24 protein-coding genes and 1 tRNA gene are annotated in these 19,488 nt (G+C 44.5%); 6 read left to right on the top strand and 19 right to left on the bottom strand.

The genetic code is table 11. From position 1 onward, the window contains the following. Position 1 precedes the first annotated feature (1 nt). The 10 genes from OL444_RS29625 to OL444_RS29580 form a co-directional block, all read right to left on the bottom strand. A complete protein-coding gene (locus OL444_RS29625) occupies positions 2–466 on the bottom strand; it encodes a hypothetical protein (RefSeq protein WP_264727266.1) in 465 nt (154 codons plus the stop codon). Continuing rightward, entirely contained in the window at positions 417–1,529 is a 1,113-nt protein-coding gene (locus tag OL444_RS29620) for a hypothetical protein (RefSeq protein WP_264727267.1), read from the bottom strand. Before OL444_RS29620 ends, OL444_RS29625 begins: the two co-directional genes overlap by 50 nt. Continuing rightward, positions 1,530–2,093, bottom strand: a complete 564-nt coding sequence (locus OL444_RS29615; protein WP_264727268.1) for a DUF6046 domain-containing protein — start codon at positions 2,091–2,093, stop codon at positions 1,530–1,532. Between the two features lie 5 nt (positions 2,094–2,098). Then, positions 2,099–3,772, bottom strand: coding sequence for a tape measure protein (locus OL444_RS29610; RefSeq protein ID WP_264727269.1), 1,674 nt, complete (start codon positions 3,770–3,772; stop codon positions 2,099–2,101). 204 nt (positions 3,773–3,976) lie between these two features. Beyond that, a complete protein-coding gene (locus OL444_RS29605) occupies positions 3,977–4,288 on the bottom strand; it encodes a hypothetical protein (RefSeq protein ID WP_264727271.1) in 312 nt (103 codons plus the stop codon). A 56-nt stretch (positions 4,289–4,344) separates the two neighbouring features. Continuing rightward, entirely contained in the window at positions 4,345–4,767 is a 423-nt protein-coding gene (locus OL444_RS29600; RefSeq protein WP_264727273.1) for a hypothetical protein, read from the bottom strand. Between the two features lie 37 nt (positions 4,768–4,804). After that, complete coding sequence (locus tag OL444_RS29595) at positions 4,805–5,968, bottom strand: DUF2586 family protein (protein WP_264727274.1); 1,164 nt, start codon at positions 5,966–5,968, stop codon at positions 4,805–4,807. A gap of 68 nt (positions 5,969–6,036) precedes the next feature. Then, positions 6,037–6,468, bottom strand: a complete 432-nt coding sequence (locus OL444_RS29590) for a hypothetical protein (RefSeq protein WP_264727275.1) — start codon at positions 6,466–6,468, stop codon at positions 6,037–6,039. A gap of 9 nt (positions 6,469–6,477) precedes the next feature. After that, a complete protein-coding gene (locus tag OL444_RS29585; protein ID WP_264727277.1) occupies positions 6,478–6,888 on the bottom strand; it encodes an N-acetylmuramoyl-L-alanine amidase in 411 nt (136 codons plus the stop codon). Between the two features lie 2 nt (positions 6,889–6,890). Continuing rightward, positions 6,891–7,136, bottom strand: a complete 246-nt coding sequence (locus OL444_RS29580; protein ID WP_264727279.1) for a hypothetical protein — start codon at positions 7,134–7,136, stop codon at positions 6,891–6,893. Positions 7,137–7,433: 297 nt separating this feature from the next. On the opposite strand from OL444_RS29580, the gene OL444_RS29575 reads away from it, so the two are divergent. Together OL444_RS29575 and OL444_RS29570 are read left to right on the top strand one after the other, a co-directional pair. Then, complete coding sequence (locus OL444_RS29575) at positions 7,434–7,931, top strand: hypothetical protein (protein WP_264727282.1); 498 nt, start codon at positions 7,434–7,436, stop codon at positions 7,929–7,931. A gap of 124 nt (positions 7,932–8,055) precedes the next feature. After that, positions 8,056–8,532 carry a hypothetical protein gene (locus OL444_RS29570; protein ID WP_264727284.1) on the top strand — a complete coding sequence of 159 codons (477 nt, stop codon included), beginning with the start codon at positions 8,056–8,058 and terminating at the stop codon, positions 8,530–8,532. A 53-nt stretch (positions 8,533–8,585) separates the two neighbouring features. Here the strand turns inward: OL444_RS29570 and OL444_RS29565 are convergent, their stop codons facing one another. The 6 genes from OL444_RS29565 to OL444_RS29540 all read right to left on the bottom strand — a co-directional run bounded on the left by OL444_RS29565 (position 8,586) and on the right by OL444_RS29540 (position 14,114). Further along, positions 8,586–8,897 (bottom strand): hypothetical protein, encoded by a 312-nt coding sequence (locus tag OL444_RS29565; RefSeq protein WP_264727286.1) that lies wholly within the window; start codon positions 8,895–8,897, stop codon positions 8,586–8,588. A 49-nt stretch (positions 8,898–8,946) separates the two neighbouring features. Next, positions 8,947–9,372 carry a helix-turn-helix domain-containing protein gene (locus OL444_RS29560; RefSeq protein ID WP_264727288.1) on the bottom strand — a complete coding sequence of 142 codons (426 nt, stop codon included), beginning with the start codon at positions 9,370–9,372 and terminating at the stop codon, positions 8,947–8,949. A 90-nt stretch (positions 9,373–9,462) separates the two neighbouring features. Beyond that, entirely contained in the window at positions 9,463–10,485 is a 1,023-nt protein-coding gene (locus tag OL444_RS29555; protein WP_264727290.1) for a hypothetical protein, read from the bottom strand. A 443-nt stretch (positions 10,486–10,928) separates the two neighbouring features. Further along, the gene (locus OL444_RS29550) at positions 10,929–12,524 is read right to left on the bottom strand and encodes an NAD(P)/FAD-dependent oxidoreductase (RefSeq protein ID WP_371878078.1); all 1,596 of its coding nucleotides are present in this window, start codon (positions 12,522–12,524) and stop codon (positions 10,929–10,931) included. 289 nt (positions 12,525–12,813) lie between these two features. Continuing rightward, a complete protein-coding gene (locus OL444_RS29545; RefSeq protein WP_264727292.1) occupies positions 12,814–13,263 on the bottom strand; it encodes a GNAT family N-acetyltransferase in 450 nt (149 codons plus the stop codon). A 5-nt stretch (positions 13,264–13,268) separates the two neighbouring features. Continuing rightward, positions 13,269–14,114 carry a hypothetical protein gene (locus tag OL444_RS29540; RefSeq protein ID WP_264727294.1) on the bottom strand — a complete coding sequence of 282 codons (846 nt, stop codon included), beginning with the start codon at positions 14,112–14,114 and terminating at the stop codon, positions 13,269–13,271. Between the two features lie 118 nt (positions 14,115–14,232). Between OL444_RS29540 and OL444_RS29535 the strand changes: the two genes are divergently transcribed. Together OL444_RS29535 and OL444_RS29530 are read left to right on the top strand one after the other, a co-directional pair. Then, positions 14,233–14,303 (top strand) — tRNA-Gln (locus tag OL444_RS29535). 447 nt (positions 14,304–14,750) lie between these two features. Then, positions 14,751–15,251, top strand: a complete 501-nt coding sequence (locus OL444_RS29530; RefSeq protein ID WP_264727296.1) for a DUF3859 domain-containing protein — start codon at positions 14,751–14,753, stop codon at positions 15,249–15,251. A gap of 238 nt (positions 15,252–15,489) precedes the next feature. On the opposite strand, the gene OL444_RS29525 is transcribed toward OL444_RS29530, so the two are convergent. The 3 genes from OL444_RS29525 to OL444_RS29515 all read right to left on the bottom strand — a co-directional run bounded on the left by OL444_RS29525 (position 15,490) and on the right by OL444_RS29515 (position 17,076). Then, positions 15,490–16,104, bottom strand: a complete 615-nt coding sequence (locus OL444_RS29525) for a hypothetical protein (RefSeq protein ID WP_264727298.1) — start codon at positions 16,102–16,104, stop codon at positions 15,490–15,492. A 42-nt stretch (positions 16,105–16,146) separates the two neighbouring features. Further along, positions 16,147–16,341 (bottom strand): hypothetical protein, encoded by a 195-nt coding sequence (locus OL444_RS29520; protein WP_264727300.1) that lies wholly within the window; start codon positions 16,339–16,341, stop codon positions 16,147–16,149. A 294-nt stretch (positions 16,342–16,635) separates the two neighbouring features. After that, positions 16,636–17,076: a YqgE/AlgH family protein gene (locus OL444_RS29515; RefSeq protein ID WP_264727301.1), complete on the bottom strand. Its 441-nt coding sequence runs from the start codon at positions 17,074–17,076 to the stop codon at positions 16,636–16,638. Positions 17,077–17,704: 628 nt separating this feature from the next. On the opposite strand from OL444_RS29515, the gene OL444_RS29510 reads away from it, so the two are divergent. Together OL444_RS29510 and OL444_RS29505 are read left to right on the top strand one after the other, a co-directional pair. After that, positions 17,705–18,292, top strand: a complete 588-nt coding sequence (locus tag OL444_RS29510; protein WP_264727303.1) for an RNA polymerase sigma factor — start codon at positions 17,705–17,707, stop codon at positions 18,290–18,292. Positions 18,293–18,432: 140 nt separating this feature from the next. After that, positions 18,433–19,410, top strand: coding sequence for a FecR family protein (locus tag OL444_RS29505; protein ID WP_264727305.1), 978 nt, complete (start codon positions 18,433–18,435; stop codon positions 19,408–19,410). The last annotated feature ends 78 nt before the right edge of the window (positions 19,411–19,488 follow it).

Genomic DNA, 19,488 nt, shown 5'->3' with positions numbered 1-19,488 from the left:
GTTATTTTAAGAGTGTTGCCAATCGTTGTTTGATGGCCACAAATGCAGCTTTGTTCATAGGCGCATAGATGGTGACAATTTCATCCAGCAGATCGTCCAGGCATTTCTTCAGGGATTCTCCGCCGGCACTGAGGGCCAGGCCATCTTTGTCCAGCTCCAGTTGTTTATCACTGATGCGGCATTTTATTTTTGTGATGGCAGCAGTGCTGATCAGTAAATAATTATCCGTGTCATTGATACGGGCAATCAGTACGCTGCTTTTTTCCGGTGGTACAAGGAGAAGACCTTCTTCATAGTCGGTGACAGCTGAGAGGCGTACATCGTAGATGTCGAGTCCCTGCGCGGTTTTTACATCAATGATACCATTGGCTTCATCTGCACGGGTAACCATAGCCGGAATAATGGTGGCTGGTGTACTATTGATTTTCTGCAGTCCCGCCAGCAACTGTGCCTGTTGTCTGCTCATCTTTTTTACTTATTTTAACACCTACTTCGCAAATCCTTCTGGCACCACCTGTACCAAAAGTGACTTCTGTGCTTTCCAGCAGATAAGTACCTTCCCGCTCTTTGTATTGTCGGTCAGTGATTTTTGCTTCGGTGCCGGGTTGAGAAAAGGGTTGCAGGAAAGTGGTGATTTTTCCTTCATAGCCATCGTATTTCAGTTCGTTTAGTTTGCCTGCTGCCAGTTCCCGAAGGGTAGTGGCGGCACTGACATACGGAACGAAGATGGTTCTGATAGGGTCTTTGCTGTCGCCAAAAGAAGCGGTAACCGGTGTGTTGTTTTTATCAAATGTCACTGCTCTTATTTGCAACTTTACATCTGCGGCTTTCCTGAATTTGAGCTGATCGTCTTTGATGACGTTCCAGCCCATGTCGTACCGGACAGGTTGTTTTTCCCGTTCAAATGTCAGTGCCGGTAGTTTCCCGTCGATGGGCTTTCGTCCTTCTTTCGGCGCCTGGGCAATCTGCGGTAATTCCACGTAGGCGAGGCCGGCATACAATACATTTCCGGAAAAATAAACTGTGAGAAACAGGTTTTTCTTTATCCAGTCGAGTACTTCCGTCCCATTTTGATTTTCGAACAAACACTGATTCAGTTTGATGTTTGGGATATTCTCACTCAACCGGATGCCGGTATCTGCCGTCGCGTGTTCCAACATGGCTTGCAGGGTTTTCCCTTTAAAATTCTGCAGGATTATTTTTCTCCTGAGCGGCCAGCTGTAGCCTTCACATTCAATTTCGCAGGGCGTGGCGGCATTGACTCTTTTCACAAAACCGCTGAATTCCAGCTGTAGTTCCTGGTTGTAGCCAAGCCATATTTCCACGGGATCGCCTTCATTCATGAACGAAGCGGCTGCATTATTTACCGAAACGGTTTTCAGGTCGCCGCTGGTATGTAATCTGGCGGTAGCAGGTATTTTAATACTGGCGGTGTCTACAAACGAATGAATGCTTCTTTTGATCTTTACTTCATTCACCTGTGTAAAGCTGTAGCTACCAATGATAATCTGACAAGTAAGCTTAAACATTTAAAATCGGTTTAGATCGAAAGCATGGTCGCTGATGAGGTTGAGCTCATAAGGCTTGACATTTTGTATGCCTGTTACTTCCGGCCAGTTAATATCTGTGATCACTACTTTCTGTTCTTCACTTTTTAAAAAAAAGTTGGTCAGTACACTGTTGATCGTGATTGCTTCGTCTACGCTATACAATGCGTGTAGTTGTTTGATTTCATCTTCCGGAAAATGATTGCTGTCGTTGATGATCACCCCCTTGATACTGATCTTGAAATCTTCCGTGTTGATCAGCTCTTTTATAGTGCCGGTGCGGTTTACCATCGCTGTTTCCACAATGGTTTTGCGGCTGCTGATACGGATAACCGGATTGGGCAGGCTGATACTACGGGCAGGTTGTGTTTCGGATGCAGGAATAATCAGGGTTACCGGCATGAAATACGATTTTCCGAATGCACCTTTATCAAAGTAGGGGCCGTCATTATTACTTTCTTCCGGTTGTTTTATAATATCCAGTACCGGCGGTGTATAACCCCAGGATGCTTTGAAGAGGCTTCTTATATCATAAGTCGTTTTCATAAAAATTATCCTAGTGCATTCGCACTGTTTAAAACTCTGAGTAATGCTTCGGTGACCATTTGTTCCATATCCTGCACGCCTTGCTGCACGTTGTTGGAGGTGATGTTGATGGTATCAAACAATTTCTGCAGGTTGATGATGATATCGCGGCCACCACCACCGGTGATGCCTGCTACCTGTTGTTTGGCGCCTTCCGGGGCGTTATTTTTTGTATTACCCAATCCGGCATAACCTGTACCTGTAATAGGTGGTATGGTAACCGGTGGTTTGGGTGGTCCCGGAATTTTAAGTTTCGGCTGTGATTTGGCATTGAGTACGGATTCATACTCTTTATGGAAAGCGTCGGCGGCGCCTTTTGCGCCTTCCTGCGCGCGCTTGTCCAATCGGTCGCTGAACAGCAGGTTGACTGCATTTTGGCCGGCTTCAAAAGCTTTACTCCACTCTCCTTTAAAGAGATATCCAAATGCTTTTGCGAGACCACTGAAACCTGTCAGCATTTCTTTGACACTGTCTATCACGTAGTCCTTGATGACCTTGTACATGTTCTGCAGCCATTCCCAGGTACCCATAATGGCAGCACGGAATTTTGCAAAGTGATTCCAGGCATAAATCACCATGGTGACCAGGGCGGCGATAGCGGCAACTACCAGCCATGCGGGGTTCAGGCCCATGACGAGGTTGATGGTGCTTTGAGCAATCGTCCACATTTTATAGGCTAGCAGTGTTCCGCCGATGGTGCCTGCCAGTATGCTGATCACACCGGAGTGCTCTCCGAGCCAGGTGGCAGCTACTTCCAGCCATTGTGCCATTGGAATCAATGCATTGTTGATGAAGTCCGTTGCTACCGGTAATAAGGCAGTGCCTATGGACGTGGCAGTATTTTGCAGTGTTTCTCCGAATTGCTGCCATCGGGCGCCGGCTGTTTCACTTTGTGCCTGCATCGTTCCAAAGAAGGCGCCTTTGGGGCCTGTAGCGGAGATCATGGCATTGGTCAGGTGATCTGCCGTGATTTTTCCGGCAGCCATATCTGCTTCCAGCTGTTTCATGCTTAAGCCGGTTGTCCGTGCAATCTCTTTCAGCGGATTAAATCCGGCGTCTGTCATTTTACCCAGTGTGGATTGGGTCAGACTTCCTGCACTTACCACCTCACCGAATGCTTTCGACATGGTATTCATTTTCTCCGCATTGCCGCCACTTACGCCACCCAGCAGTTGCAGGGTTGGTAGCAGTTTTTGTGTGGCCATACCATTTTCAAGGAGGAGCTGTCCATTTTTAATCAGGTCACTGGATTTGAAAGGCGTGGTAGTTCCCATTTGCTGCAGACTGCCTACCAGTGCTTTCGCACTGGTGGCACTGCCGGTAAACCTTTCAAAGGCTACCTGTGTCTGCTGCAGATCCATCGCCATTTTTATCAGGCTTGCTCCGCCTTTTATCATACTGTCGGCCGGGAGAGGGAGGTATTCCTTTTTCTTTGGAGGGGCAGTATCTGCTGCCGGCTCCGGAGGCCTTGGCGGGTTCTCCGGGAGCTGGAGCATAATAGTCTGCATCCTGATGAAAGAGGTATTGAGTGTGGTATTGTTGTTAATCATTGCACGTTGCCAGCCGGATACCCGGGACATAGCAGTAGTTGCTGCGCTGCTTAACTGATTGAATCCATCGCTCGTAGTAATATCTGTCATGTTATATGCTTTTAGCGCACGATGATTATCTTGAAAGTATTGGCAACCCTCTTAACTCTCTTTGCCGGATATCGTGCAGTTGTGCAAATTTCTCTGCCCACTGAGCATCTGTCAGCTGCGAGGTGTCAACCTGGGGCAGATAGTATTCGAACAGCGTTTGAATGTATCCATAGGGATTTCTTTCAAATTCGCCGGACGCCTCGCTTAAAGCTTTTCCACGTCTACCTTTTTGGCTTCGAGCAGTTTGTCCAGCTGTGCGCCTAAGCCATACAGGTAGGATTTATCCTGCAGTATATCTTCGTCGCCCCCCAGCCAGGTTGCTTTCAGAATGGTTTCGTGGTAAGCCAGCGGGTCGCCGGTAATCAGCGTCATGGCATAGCTTACTTCGTCCCGGTTTGGTTTTCTGCAATAGCCTGTTTTGCCATCTGCAGCTGTGAGTTTAAAAACATCTTTGTATTTCTGTTTCCAGCTGTCGATGTGTTCCTGTGAAATGGCTACTGGTTTGTCTACTGTCATAATGTATTATTGTAATTGGAGATGAATAATGATGATATGATAAAAGGCGGATGTAATTAGGCGTTTTGTGTTAAGCCCATGAATACGATTGGCAGGGTGATTTCCATGAATTTGGCGCCCTGTTCCCAACCTTTTTCAAATTCCTTGAACTGGAAACTTTTGATGATATCTGTGCGGGGAGGCGTCTTCTGGTCCTTTACATAGGTCACCACGATATCGGCTGTAAGATCCAGCAGATCTCGGCCACCAGCGCTTCTGACAGCTTCTGCCAGTATATCGTATTCGAATTTCAGCAGTTTGATTTCTCCTTCGTAGGTACGTTTGCCGCGCTGAATGCCAATAGGCTCATCTCCAGCACCATGCAGGTGTTCCTTTTCCTGCGACAGTTTGTATTTGATACCCCGGATACCTATTAATTCCTTACCCAGTACTACCACTTTCATATTGGCCCAGGTGCATTCTTTGTTATCAAAAATCATATTGTAGTGTGTTTAAAAATTAAAAGAAGAGAGAAGATTACTGTTGTAAGGCAGGATTGGTGAATCCCAGTAATACGTCGATTTTTTTGGTGTAGCCCATCGGTACAATAGATGCTTTCACCGTGAGTTTACCTGTGCTGATGACGTTCTGTGCTGCATCAATGAATGCGTGGAAAGCACTGATTTCATCGGCCATGCCGAGGTTTACGGCCGTTTCAATTTTGTTCTGCAGGTATTTGATAACAGGGATGCTGAGGTTGCCGTTTTCATCTACACTGATTTCGTCATTCAGTTCTTCCAGGTAAGTCTGGTAGCAGATGATAGTGGCTTTGTCGATCACACGGCCGAGCGACAGCTGGCTGTAGTCGTCTGTAACCGGAGCGCACATAGGATCATCGTTCAGGAAATAACCGGAGCGGCCTGCGAAGGAACGGAAGAAAATATACCCTTTGTCATGCAGCAGATCTCCTGATGTGATTTCTTCTGCTTTGCGGGTGTTGATGTAGGCTTGCAAAACCGGCAGCGCGCCATCTTTTACGCGACCCAGATTTCTTTGTACCGGAATAGCTGCAGCGCGGCCTAATACCAGTCCTACAGCGGCACTGCCATCGTTGGTGGTGCTGCCGATCACTACACCCACATGGTTGGCATTCAGGGTGCGCAGATCTTTCACGGTGGCGATACTTTCTGTGAGCACGGATTTGCCTTCCACGAGAATGCGTACCGGTTTGTACTGTGCGGCGTATGCCAGTGCCAGTTGCTGTGCCTTGAGAACGGCGGCCAGACTGTCTTTGTCGATACCGTCCTGACTATCTGTGGTGGGTGACTGACGGGTTAAACCCAGTAATCTCACCCGGCCCTGTGCGGCATCCAGCAATTTTTTAGCACCGTCTTCATTGGTCACATCGGCCATCTGTGTCAGGGTAAAGGAGTCATTTACCAGCATGAGGTGCAGCTCTGCACCATTACCTGCCAGGTCATAAAATTCTTTGATGTGGCGATAAGCTGCAACATTGGTGGTCGTTGCGGTGATACCCAGTGCAACGGCTTCTTCCAGACTGAAAATAACTTTGGGTGCGAACAGTGGCAGTGCATCCGTAGCGATGCCTGTCAATAATAAACCCGCTACACCATCTGCGGTTGCAACACTTCTTCCCAGGTTGCCGTTTCCTAATGTAATTGCTACTTTTGGTAATCCCATTTTAAAAAACTGTTTAAATATTTATGTTGATTAATCTGCTGCAGATAGCGCAGTACGCTGCATTGTATTTATTTTTTGCTGCTGAATTTGGCCTGGCTGAACAGGTCGTATAAGTGTTGTTTTTTCGTGTTGCCATCCAACTCCCGGAGGATGGTGCTTTGCAGTTTCTGGAGTACGGCTTCCTGCATAGGAGCCGGTACATTCCGGAGTTCCCGGGTGAAGCATATCAGCTTTTCTTCCAGGCTGGGTTGTTGTCTGCAGGTATTAACAATACTCAATGTATCAATACCGGTTTCGAGGGCCTGCAATACTTTATGTTTGAAGATCGTATCGGCATCTCCGGGTATGATCGTTTCCAGGATGTTGACCATCGGACTTTCCAGGGCTGATTTAATCAGGCGGGTAATACGCAGGGATTCTTCTGCATACCGGTCTATAAACTGATCAAATTGTTGGAGGGCCCACTTGATTTTCAGGCGGCTGTTTTTACAAAAAGACATAGCTGTTTTTTAAAGATGATTAAATTCTTTTTTGGCGTCGAAAGACGGACAGGCTTTTTTGACCAATGGAAAATCCCGGTGCCCCTGAACGATGGCAGTAGGGAACTGTTGCTTTAAACCGGCTACCAGTGCGTGCATAGCGGCACGCTGTGCGGTAGTTCTGTTATCTGTTGGTTTGTTGGTGGCGTCTACACCGCCTATGTAGCTGATGTGCAGACTGCTGGCATTATATCCTGCTACACCATTACAGATACGGTCGGCCGTGGCCAGCTGTATCACCGTTCCTGCCGGATCGATGAGGTAGTGGTAACCGGGATTTTTCCATTGTAGCTGTTCTCTCCAGTACCGCTGGATAGCTTCCGGCCGGGTGTTTTGCGGCGTAGCGGTACAGTGGATGACAATAAATTTTATCGTTCTCATGATTAAGCGGGCATGTTTTGATGTAATACGTCTTCCAGCCGTTCCATTACCTTGGTGTTGTTTTCTATCACACCTAACATCTTCTCGCGGTCATCGTCGAGGTATTGTGTCAGACGATCTTCCAGGCTGATCTGACGTTTCCACAGGATCCAGGCGATGCCTATCAGGACTACAATGGAGAAGGCCTGGTCGCCGATCCTTTGCCAGATACTATTGGCCGGGTCTATCTGCATAATTGCGTGTAACATAGGGGTTAACTTTTCTTTTTTGGGGATGCCTGCTGCCAGTTTTTTTATCTGTTTCAGATGAACTGCTTTTTAGCTGTTATGCGCTGTCAGCAAGCGATTACAATACAAAGGAACAACGTATCAGGTCAAAGAAAAAATCGGAAAACAGTGTTTATTCTTTTATCGTTTAATGATTGAACAAAGGCTTTTCAATCATTGAAAGTGAATTAAAAAAAATGATAGAATGGAAGGAACTTTACCTTGTTAATCACCCTGAAATCAGCTCATTTAAAAGCAATAAAAATTAAACCTCAACAGATGAACAGTTTATTTGTACAGTTATTCCAGGCAATGGAAACAAGAATTAAGACAGCCGTTCCTGCTATCAAAGATGTAGCGCCGGAATCAGGACAGCTGGAGTATAGCAAAGAGATAGCGACAGGGTGGCCGGTGGTATACCTTGATTTTACCAATTTCGTATTTGAAGACCTGGCTGCCGGTGTGCAAACAGCTACCGGAGAAGTACATTGCCGGTTTATTTACCGCACGGTAAATGCGGAAGGCAACTGGGAGCTGGACAAGCCGACAGTACTGTCTTATTATGAGGCAGAAGCACAATTGCAGCAGGCATTGCAGGGATGGAGTATTCCTGGTATTGCACCATTGACCAGGACAAAAATCACCACGGAGAAAAGAACAGATTACTATTGGGTGCGGGTGATCACTTTTCAGTTGAGTTATGAAGAAAGCTTTCTGCCAGCTATGCAACAAACAACGCGTCCTGCCATGGTCTTAGACGGTTCCCGCGGGCATTAATACTTTCCGGGCTAAGCACGTTCACCGTTGATAAAGATTGCTGTATCTTTATTTGATGATTGATAGCTTAGCCCGAAGTATTTATAGCCGATATAATCGTTTATGCGTTTGCGTTGCCATTTTAATGTTTTGTCTGCCAGCTTTCCGGAGTGCGGCACAGGAAAAAATTGTCGGACAGCCCTACCCGCAGGTGATGGCCGCATTGAATGGTACTATAGTGAAATATCTTTCCATGGGCCTGGATGGTAATCCGGATGGTATACGGGCAGATACCAGTGCAACGGTGGTAATACGGGTTAGCCCGGATCAGTTGTTGTTTCGTTTTTTTAATGAAGATGGCACAGCGCGATGGCTGGAAATGGCTTATCATCTTTATCCAGGTACAGATCAGGTAAAACGGTTGTTTATTACCGGTAAAGTAAGCGACATGATAAAATTATACGCCATACTGTATGATGGTGCCATCTGGAAACATTTTCCGATGCCGGTGCAGGTATCGCGGAAGCGGCGGGGAGAGCAGGTACTGTTGCGGATGGATTGTTATATGCCGTATGGTGCGCCGGCACAGGCATGGGGCTGTATGGATATACAGCATTTGTAATAACAGGTTTACGGACAGCTGATGCCCGTAAACCTGTTTGTTGGTGAGGTTGGTTACCATACCCATTGCGGGTATTGGAGTTTGAGTTGTTTGATATCCGGTTGTTCCTGTTTCATGATTTGTTCCAGTTTGATACTGTTACATTGTAACCGGTAAATAATGTTGCTGTTTTTGATCCAGAATTCCTGTGATAATTCCTGTATGGCTATATCATAGCGTTTGTTTTGCAGTTTGATGTGATAGTAATATCTGTACAGCAGGCATTCATCCCTGAGGGCTATCATGTCGGCGGATCGACCTTTTCTGACTGTCGTTACAACTGGTTTGTTGATGAAATTGTTGAAAAGTGATTGTTGTCCTCTCATTTTCTTCGGTGCTTTAGGTGGTATAAAAATAACTGACGGCAAAACGGCATTATGATTGGCTGCCAAAGAACAGGGCTACGTCCGGTTCGGTGCGTTGCAGCTTCTGTAAAATCTGTTGGTCTTTGCAGGCAATTCTGTTGGCTATTACTTTCCAGGCATGCATGACCGTGGTGCGTTCCCTTTTTAACTGCTGGCCCAGCGCTGCGGGCGTGAGGTTTTTGATATATTTTTTACACAGGTACATCACAATGTGCCTGGCTTCCTTGACCTCGTTATGGCGGGATAGGGATAACAATTGTTTCTCCGGAATATCAAGCCTGTTACATACAATTGCGCTGATACAGGTAACGGTAACGGATATATCGGGTTGCCGGAGTTGTACAAAAAAGGACTGTCCGGTTTCCTGTAATATCTGTGCTTCTGCGTCCCGCAGAATGTGATGGAGGCGATATGCCTGTCTGATCGATAAGTGCATTTTGCTCACTGATTACGTTTACACAATAGGGTTCGGGAGGGCAGGTGGCTATTACGGGAACAGCCACTTGCAGGACGGTTATTCACCGTTTTATTGCCTGCACGTTGGTGGATACAGGGAAATGTTGTTTTTAGCCTGTTCCCGGGCTTTTTCAAGTCCTGACCTGTATTGGTGCCTGCCTGTGAATAGATCGGCCGGATCCCGCCAGAAAACAGCCGGCAGATAGGGAGGTACAGTCTGGATCATGATCATAATCGTGATATGAAATGTACGGTTGGTGACGAGGGTGGCTACTTCCTGCCGCATGGCCTCTTGTAATGCATAGGCATTGTGCACGGTTTCATTCATATATTGATCGAGTGAAGGCGCTTCGGTTGTCAGAAACGAAATAATGGCATTTACCCCGATGTTTTCTTCCAGGTTGAAACTATCGGTCCGGATCTTTACAGCCAGGCCGGTTTCCGGATCTTTGCTGTAGAAAGAAGCAGGAGGGGCAGCGCCTTTCATGATGTTGCGGATCATATCGTGGTCGCCGTTCAGGTAATGCTGTTGCAGGAGCTCCAGGAATGGTTGTTCCGCTGTGGTGATCACCAGGTAAGGGCAATCAGCCATCAATGTATCCAGATAATTTTGCAGGGCCTGTGGATTATCCTGGCTGCAATCCCGGGCAGCTGTCTGGTTGGTCATCTCATAAAACCGGATCATATGGATCATACCGGTAGTGGTGTGTACCGGATAATCCGGTGCTACCACCGGATGACGTAACAGATCTGGTTGGGTGAATGCCAGATAGGAGAAATAGGCCATCCGGAAATGGGATTTTTCCTGTGTGTGATGATCCCTCCCTGGTTCACGTAAAGTAGCCGCAGATATACCTTCCCGGTCAAGATAGGTTGGTATGGAATCATATACAATGATGCCGTTTTTTGACATGCGGCCAGGGTTGGCAGTTACATAGGTGGTGCTGTTAAAAGCAGGGCCGGATACCATTTCATCAATGGTGGGATATACCGGTTTAATGGTGTGGCAGCGGCCACAGGTTTGATGACAGTTATCTGCAAACCTGCGGCAGTTGGTTGGGCCGGGCATTGCCTCTTTCATTGAATTTTTCATGTGCTTGTAGGATTAACTAATTAGTAATACAGTCGTTTCAGGATAATAGTAAGGGGCATGGGGATAGTATCGCCAATGATATATTGACGGCATAGGCATCATGGGATACGTTATAAAGTACTCAGAAAACGCTACAGTTGATCAGGTTCGGGGAATATACAGGGTGTGTTGGTTGGAATTGGTAAATGCAGGTGTGCGGGTATACCAGTAGCCATGAAACCGTATTTGTTACGGGCACTAATCCGATTGGTCCTCTCTTCTTTCTTTTCATACACTATACGTTAAGGGATAACTCGTACAAAGTTACGAGTTCACTCAACATCTAGGTTGCGTAGTGACATTCTTTTTTGGAAAAGTTTTCCACTTTTTATGAAGTAACAATTCCTGTAACCACTACGTCAGATAATGGCTGCAGGAATTGTTGTACGTGGGTTATTTACTGCTTACTTTTTTTCTTCGTGATATTCCTGTTCCGTGTTGATAGACCATATGTTGGACTTGCCGGTGATGCCCGCCGCAATATTGTCTACTGCCACCATCGCGGTGAGCATGGAGTGGTCGGAATTGTTGTATTTATGCATGCCGTTACGGCCTACGAGAAAGATATTTTCAAAGGAATCGATATAGCTTCTGATTTCATCGAAACGGTCGTAGGAGCCGAAATAGGCAGGATAAGTTTTTTCCATTCTGAGTACTGTGGCATCCAGTACATCTGCTTTGTCTGCCAGCCCGATTTTGCATAGTTCCGTGATGGCAGTTTGTCTGATCGCTTCATCGCTGAGTGCCCAGAAATTATCTCCTTTGTTACAGAAATATTCCATTCCCACCCAGGTGGTATTGGGATCTTTTACCATGTAGGGGCTCCAGTTATTAAACAGCTGCAGGCGTCCTACTTTCACATCTTTTTCCTGTATGTAGATCCAGGTGTCTTTGAGCTCCAGTTTTTCGCTGGCGCCTGTTTTTTTATTTTTCCAGCTCAGATTTTTCAGCAGAATACCAATGGTGATAAAATCGCGGTATTGCAGTCCGGCCGCTACTTCCCGTACAGGCGCAGGAATATTCGCCTGTAGTCCGGCAATTAATTCCTGTACCGGCATGGTAGAGAAAAAGTAATCGCCTTCCAGCAGTATATCTTTTCCGGTAATGGTATCCGTTGCTTCTACGGCAGTGATACGATTGCCTTTGGTATGTATCTTTTTAACTTCATGCTGCATCAGGATAGTACCACCCTGGTTAGTCACTTGTTGCGCTACTTCTTCCCATAATTGTCCGGGTCCATGCTTGGGATAGAGGAATTGTTCAATCAGACTGGTTTCAACATCTTTCTGATTGATGTCTTTCTTTTTGCCTGCTTCCAGTGTGGATTTTACCGCATGTGCAATGGCCTTCCCAATAGAAATACCTTTGATGCGCTGAGCACCCCATTCTGCGGATATTTTTTTGCAGGAAACGCCCCATACCTTTTCTGTATAGTCTTTGAAAAAGAGGTTATATAATGTTTTGCCGAAGCGATTGATCATAAAGTCTTCCAGGCTCTTTTCGGATTTACGGGGAAACAGCTGTGCCTGGAGATAGGATATCATAATGCTAACGGTAGTGACTAAACCAAGTTTGCGGAGGGTGTCTATCGATAGCTGAATGGGATAAGTGAAAAATTTCTGCAGGAAATAGATTCTGGACAGGCGTTTTCTGACCAGCATGATCAGGTCCGGATTTTCTGCCACCAACGTGTTGGTCTGATTCCGGGAAGACTTCACTTCCCGCGATTTTTGCTGATAACTGATTGTAAAGATTTCTGCGGCTTCTTTGTCCAGCGGCATCATGTTCATCCACCACTCCATTACCCGGTCTGATTTCGAGAAGAAGCGGTGCCCGCCAATATCAATGCGATTACCTTTGTAGTTTACGGTCTTGGATATACCGCCGATATCATGGCTTTTTTCGAGGATAACCGGCACGATATCGGTGCGTTGCAGTAATTCGTAGGCTGCGGTGAGTCCGGCGGGGCCGGCTCCGATGATGATAGCTTTTTTTTGCATGTTGGAAACGAGGTTAGTGGTTGAATGGTTTTGAGGTGTGTAGTGAAGGGATCACGTTGGTAGAAAGAAGCGCCCAGCATCTGGTGGTCCGGGTGATATTCCCCGTACATAAAAGTGGCGGAAACTATTGGACGCTGGCATATTATAAATGGTTTATGGTAAGTATTTCCGGCATAAGAAATACTTATTACCCGTAGGTAAAATCGTTCATTAAAGAGCAGGAAAGGGGGAGCCCTCTCTATACTATACAAGTATAGATCAAGTTACTGAACTGACACGTCAGGCCTTATCAGAGGTCCATCCGGAGCCGGATCATATGTTTACAGGGGATGCCATTTTCAATGATAGGAGTGCTATAATGTTCTACGAAATAATTGTGACGGATACCGGTTATTTCAAATCCCAGTTTCTGATAAAGATATAATTGCCCAACGCTGGAATTGCCGGTGCCAATGAGGATGTGACGGCATTGCAGGGAACGGCATTTTTCGATACCAGCGCGGAGTAATTGCTGGCCAAAACCTTTACCCTGATGCTCCTCAGCGATAGCCACATTATAGATTTCAGCGCCGTTATCGGTCAGTCCCATGACTAGTATGCCGCTAAGCACGTTATCTGTAAACTGTTTCAGTATAATAGCGTCGGAGAGATAGATATGAATGTTTTTTTCGGATGGATCGGCAGACAATAATAAAGCCATTTCTGCGGGTCCTATATGTTGGTCGTTGTCGGTAATCATGCCTGTCAGAATTTCCAGTGATAAAGATAGATAGGTGCCTGTTTGCCTTCACTCGTTGTTACATAACCTTTGTTATCGGGTGTAATCGTAATGGCTTCTCCCTGTTTTTCGATCACATAAGGCAGCTCTGTGGCAGGTTTGGCCATGGCCTGTTCTACGCTTTCTCCGGTATTGCGATGCCAGTAATAAACCGTGGTGAGGGTTTTAATAACGATGTGGTGTCCATCTTTGGAGATGTCGCCGGAGGTCACCCAGGTATAAGGCAGTTTAATTAGTTTTTCCAGTACCACTTTATCCTTGTTGTTAAACAGGAGCTGGTTGGTTTTATACAGGTGTACTGCCTGTTCTCTTTTACTGACTATATACAGTTGTTTGCTGAGTGGGTCTATCATCAGCGATTCCGCATCGCGGGGACTATCGGGGTAATAAAGGGTGAGTACATCCGGCGTTACTGTCATTGTGGTGGCCAGTTTGCCGGCTGGTTCGGGAAAGCGGTAAATACGCACATGTTTCCGTACGCCTTTGTTGTCGCCAATATCGCCTACATATACATATTGTTTGTCTTTTACGGGGCCAGGTCCGGTCGCAATGTCTTCCCAGTCGCGGTTGCCGGCGCCGTCCAGGGATACGGTGCAGATCAGCTGTCCTTTTCCGTTGAGCAGGTATACTTCCGGTTTGTTGCCGCTGTCGTTATGTGTCCAGAAACAGCCTGGCAGGGTGGCGCTGGCGGCGATCCCGGAGGCTTCCGTGATCTTATGGGAATCAATATTGCCTAAAAGTACCGGCGCCTGGGCAACAGACAGGCCCGTCATAGAGCATAAACAGTAAAGCAGGATAATGAGTACACGCATGGGGCTAAATTACTGAAAAGTGGCCGCTATGAGGGATATGCCGTCTTTTTTGAAAAAAAAGGGCAAAATTTTTGTCAGTTATGAAAAATGTTCTACTTTCGCGGTCCTGAATTACTATTGCCTGATAGTATAACGGTAGTACGACAGACTCTGACTCTGTTTGTCTTGGTTCGAATCCAGGTCAGGCAACAAACGACAAAACCCGCTCAGCGAGCGGGTTTTGTCGTTTGTATAACTTTCATAATTGCCCCATTTTCTGAAACTCCAGTCCTTCTTCCTGCACCTCACCCGGATATTTTCTCAATCATCAATAATATGGTAGAATTATCTGAGGGGTAACTGATCCTGAATGGCCGGATATCCAATCGATAGCGAACAGCTGGAGCTTTTACCGGTTCAATGATCTCAGGGAGTTGATGATGGATGAGGATAAAGCTGTGGTGTATCGCATTCAACAATTGCACAACACCTGAGATGTTTATAATCCAGTATTATCCAATAGAGGATAGCAGCCGGTGGTTTTTTTAGTTACTGAAAGTGATGATGTAGAAAAGTTGGGTTGAACTGATATGATGCAGCATTAAACGGAGTGGTAAATTTTGTCCTTAAATAATAATAAATTCGAAAAAAATATAAATGAAAATTATAGTCTTTATTATCATTCTTTTCTCAAATGTTAGCTTGTTTGCACAAACGACGTTGAAATCTAAAAAAAATGGGACTCTTAATTTTAGCATTTTAGACTATGGTATCACACAAGTGGTTCATGGTAGCATTGAACAACTAAAAGCTAGTCCGACTGGTACACGCGGCTGGTTGAAGGATCTGCAGATGCTTAAGGTAACAGACTCCATTCCGCTGAAACTGGAACAGAATTTTGGGATTATCTACCTGGTTGAAGCAAAAGATACAATCGATATCGATGTTGACATCGAATGGATCTATCCTGATAAGATTACCAATGAGCAAGGCGAAACATTTAAATCTATCAGATATACTACAAAAAGACCAACTAATATACCATCAGGGTCTACTTACGGTTTGAATGCGCCTTATGAAATGGTTCAAGGAAAATGGGTGATAAATATTTATATAGAGAATAAGAAAATGGGAAGCAAGTCTTTTCTCGTTTTTTAATGCATGTTGTCAGGTAAAAAAATGTTTATTTGGGAGTAGGCAGTGGGTTATAGCTTACTCCCGATTTTTATATTGCCAATATTGTGGGTGGCTTTCTGCTATGCGAATTTTAATTAAGGTTGTTTACCCCGCACTATGTTGAATTTGAAATATTTTTGAACCCCGAGCGATTGTTGTCGTTTTAAAATATCTTTATTCGATAGAATTTTGAAAAGCTGGAGACTTCAAGTTTTAGTATTTATTGAGGCCAGCTTATCTCTTTACGAGGAAGGAAAAAGCCTTTAATACAATTGGGATTTCTAATACAAATCTGAACATGTGTTTTTTCATGGAAACCGGCACCATCATATAAAGAATTTCCTTCGATAAAAATTCCTCTGACAGAATCAAATGGAGGCTCTCCAAGTTCTCTGATAACCTTATGTATATTTTCAATAACGGCACAATCTAATTCTCTCAGCACTTTGTCTTTGGAGTCTTTTACATCCTTATTAACGGGTAATTTACTTCCTACTGATGCCGCTGATTGTTTTAAACTTTCATACGAAAGCTTCACAAGATCTATCCACTTTTTATCTGTTAAATCAAGACAATTGCCGAGACTTAAGATAGCTCCTAAAACAGCAGGCTTAACAATTTTTGTTTTACCTGGTGGATTTGTAGCAAAATCTAATGCCCTATCATAATTATTTTGCCAAAAATAAAAACCAGCCCCTAACCAATCGTGTCTGTTTTGACTTGCTTTAAGCATTTTTCTACCAGCAACAACTGATCTGCGAACAATATGGTCACATCCGAGGAAGCCTATAAGCATACCTGGGTCTGCAGAATAAATGAAACCTGAAGTAGACATTTAAATGATGGATGAAGTAAATATTCAAATGGGGGAGTGGGATTACCTGGTTGCTGTCTTTTTAGACGCGATTTTGGGAGTGGTAGTTGTTTTCTTAGAATTTATTGTTGCATCTATGACAATATGCCTGATTCCCAAATCATCAATTAACTTAGTCGCTTCCTGAGAAGAAGCAGTCACTTTAGCTCTTTGTTGTACTAAAGCATCTTTTATCCGTTTGTATTCAAGTTGCGTCATACCACGAATTTACTATAATTCCTTTGTTTTTGTGGAAATATTCAAATGATTCATGTTTGTTATGTGTATGATGCTTGATTTAATGAGTCTTCTTTGATTTTTGTACCAGATTTATAGATAATTGAGCAAGACTATTTGCATTAAAAAATGAATTATAATTCAGCTGCCGGTACTAAAAATGAAATTTTAGTATAATTTGTTGGCTTCATCTGAATTATAATTCAGATTTCTCTTTGAAATTGAATCTGAATTTTGCGATAAATAGAATCGAATATTATTATTTGCCAGCCATCCTTAAAACAACATACCTTCCTGCTCCACCACCCAACTCCCTTCTGCTATTTCGGCTTCCAGTTCCTGTTGATCCCAGCCACAGTATCCGATGAATAATTTGATATCCTGACTCGTGATGGTTTTATGGTTGATATGCCTAACAGCAGCCTTAAAATCGCCGCCCAGGTAAATGTTATCGGCAATGAGGGTACCACCTGGTATTAAATCGGGGCGCTGGTGTACAAAAAAGACATGCTCCTGATCTACCGGACCACCTTCATACAGTGGGAAGGGAATGCTTGCCCTGAACTCGTATAGTTCATTAAATCTGCGGGGGAATTGTTTGTTCACCACAAATCCCATTGCTCCCTGTTCGTTATATTCAGCTATAAATATGATCGTCTTCTCAAAGAAGGTATCATCCAAAAGTGAAGTACTGTTGATAAATATACCGGCGTTCATGGATCTCGCATTAGTTTAAAGGGGCAAGATAAATTAAACCAGTTATACTTTTTAGATAAGCTATGGTTAATCCTTGTACAGTTTGAATGAGATAGAAGACCGGCCGATAGACGTAGTGTAAGCTTCAGAATGATTAAATACGGATGAAAACGTAGAAAAATGTTTAACCATCGGCGTGAGTTTATAAGTAAAAATCCCGCCGGATAAGAGGGACCCGATTCTTTACTGGTAATGTGTTTGTCGTGGTTTGGGTTTAGCTGATCTTCCTGCTTGCAGGACTGAAAAATAAAAAGGCTGGAAACGAAGCCCGGACATAGTAGCCGTTTAATGTACGTTTGCGTTAAATGTTTGGGTTAAGGTTATAAATAAATGTATGTGAAAATGATTACCGTATGTTTTGTATACAGTATAGTATTAATTAGTATTGGCCAATACAGATTAGATATAGAGGCAAGCTAGTTGTGATAAATGCGCTATAAACACACCGGACATTATTATGTAGTTGACCTGCCTCAAAATCAGTTGCATACAGATTTTATACACTTAACCTTTTGATCATATTGCCAGATTATATTTGCGGCGCCCGGGCGCTGTATACACGCAGCAAGCCCCAAATCCTATATAGTGTATGACAGCAGATATGCAAAACGATACTGAACTATGGCAACTGGCCAGGGAAAACAACCGAAATGCCTATGAAATGCTGTATCGGCGCTATATGAAACTACTGTTCGTTACCATACATAAACGCATCCCCAATAAAAAAGATGCGGAAGATTTAACCCAGGATATTTTTCTTACCCTGTGGGAAAAACGGAAGGACATTATATTGGAAGGACGTTTTTTCTCTTATATCTATCGCACAGCACAAAACCGGGTGTTGAATTATTTCCGGGATAATAAAATACCCGCCCAATATCTGGAAATCTGGGAGAACCTATCGGAAGACACTACACACTTTATTACCGCTCCTGTTGTTTTTGAAGCGGCTGAACTGTTGGATATGGAACAACTGGTAGAAGAAGCCCGGCAACGGCTTCCCTTCAAAATGAGACAAGTATATGAGCTGCGTTATGAACAACATTTAACTACGGTAGAAATATCTGAGCAGCTGGTTATTTCTCCCAATACGGTCCGCAATCACCTGAAAGAAGTGCGGAAACGCTTTACCAGCGCTATAAAGAAATCTTCTTTCTTTTTGTTATCCCTGCTCTGATAGTACTGTATGCGCTATGCATTTCTCTTTCCATGTTACCAAAAGGTTAATTCGTTTTTTTCAGATAGCCACAGAACCGGTTCCTGTTTCTTTTAAATAGCAGGCCTGGGATTGTCCACTGAAACGCCGGTAAAAAACATATGGGTACAGCACACGAATTAAAAATATTGCTGCAAAAATATAAGGAGGGAAATTGTACTGCTGAGGAAGAAAAACTGCTACGGGACTGGTTTATCTGTATCGGGCAGGATGCATCGCCGGTTAGTTTGTCCGTAGAGGATCAGCAGCGGATGTTGCAGGACTTTACCCGGTCGTCACGTTTTTCTGTACCGGAAACGGCTAAACGACGTTATCTTAAAAACTGGCGTGCTGTTGCGGCGGCGGCTATACTATTGAGTGTGATCCTGATGGGGGGCTGGTGGGCTGCTAACCGGGTGAACAGCTTCTCCCCGTTTACAAAAGAAGAAGTGACTTTCGTACAAATTGAAACAGGCAGGGGGCAGATAAAAAAGATCCTGCTGCCTGATAGCTCGATCGTTTGGTTGAATGCCCACACCCAATTATTTTATCACCCTGATTTTACCCGTCATCGGGAAATCCGACTTTCCGGAGAAGCCCTTTTTGAGGTAGCTGCTGATGAAAAACATCCCTTCACCGTATGGACAGCTGATAGTCTAAAGACAACCGTACTCGGTACACAATTCAATATCCGCAGTTATAACCGGTTGCAGGAAACGCGGATAACGGTGATCTCCGGACGCATACAGGTAACACCGCCACATATGTCCGGCGCAGTGGGTATACTTACCCGTAATCAGGCTTTTCATTTTGATCGTGTCAGCCAAAGTTATATTCAGGTAGCTGTGAATGGTGTAGCAGCTGCAGGATGGAGTAGAGGCGAATGGGCCTTGAAAGACCAGGGAATAGCTGCACTGGCATTGTTATTATACAACCAATATGGTATCACGCTCATTAACCGACGCCCGGGTCTGGATACGTTACAACTGGATATCAACTTTACAAAGCAGCAGGGTGTAAAAGAAATGATGACCGTCTTTTGTTTGCTCGCTAATTGTCAATATCAGTGGAAAGACAGTACAACACTGGAATTATACTAGACGAATGTAAAAAGCAAAGACCCTGCGGGAACAGGGTCATTTGCAAATTGTGTAAAAAAATAAACAAGTAACAAATTT

Source organism: Chitinophaga nivalis, assembly GCF_025989125.1.
GTDB classification, from domain to species: Bacteria; Bacteroidota; Bacteroidia; order Chitinophagales; family Chitinophagaceae; genus Chitinophaga; species Chitinophaga nivalis.
Note: the sequence above shows the minus strand (reverse complement) of the source record. Positions and strands in the feature narration are given on the sequence as shown.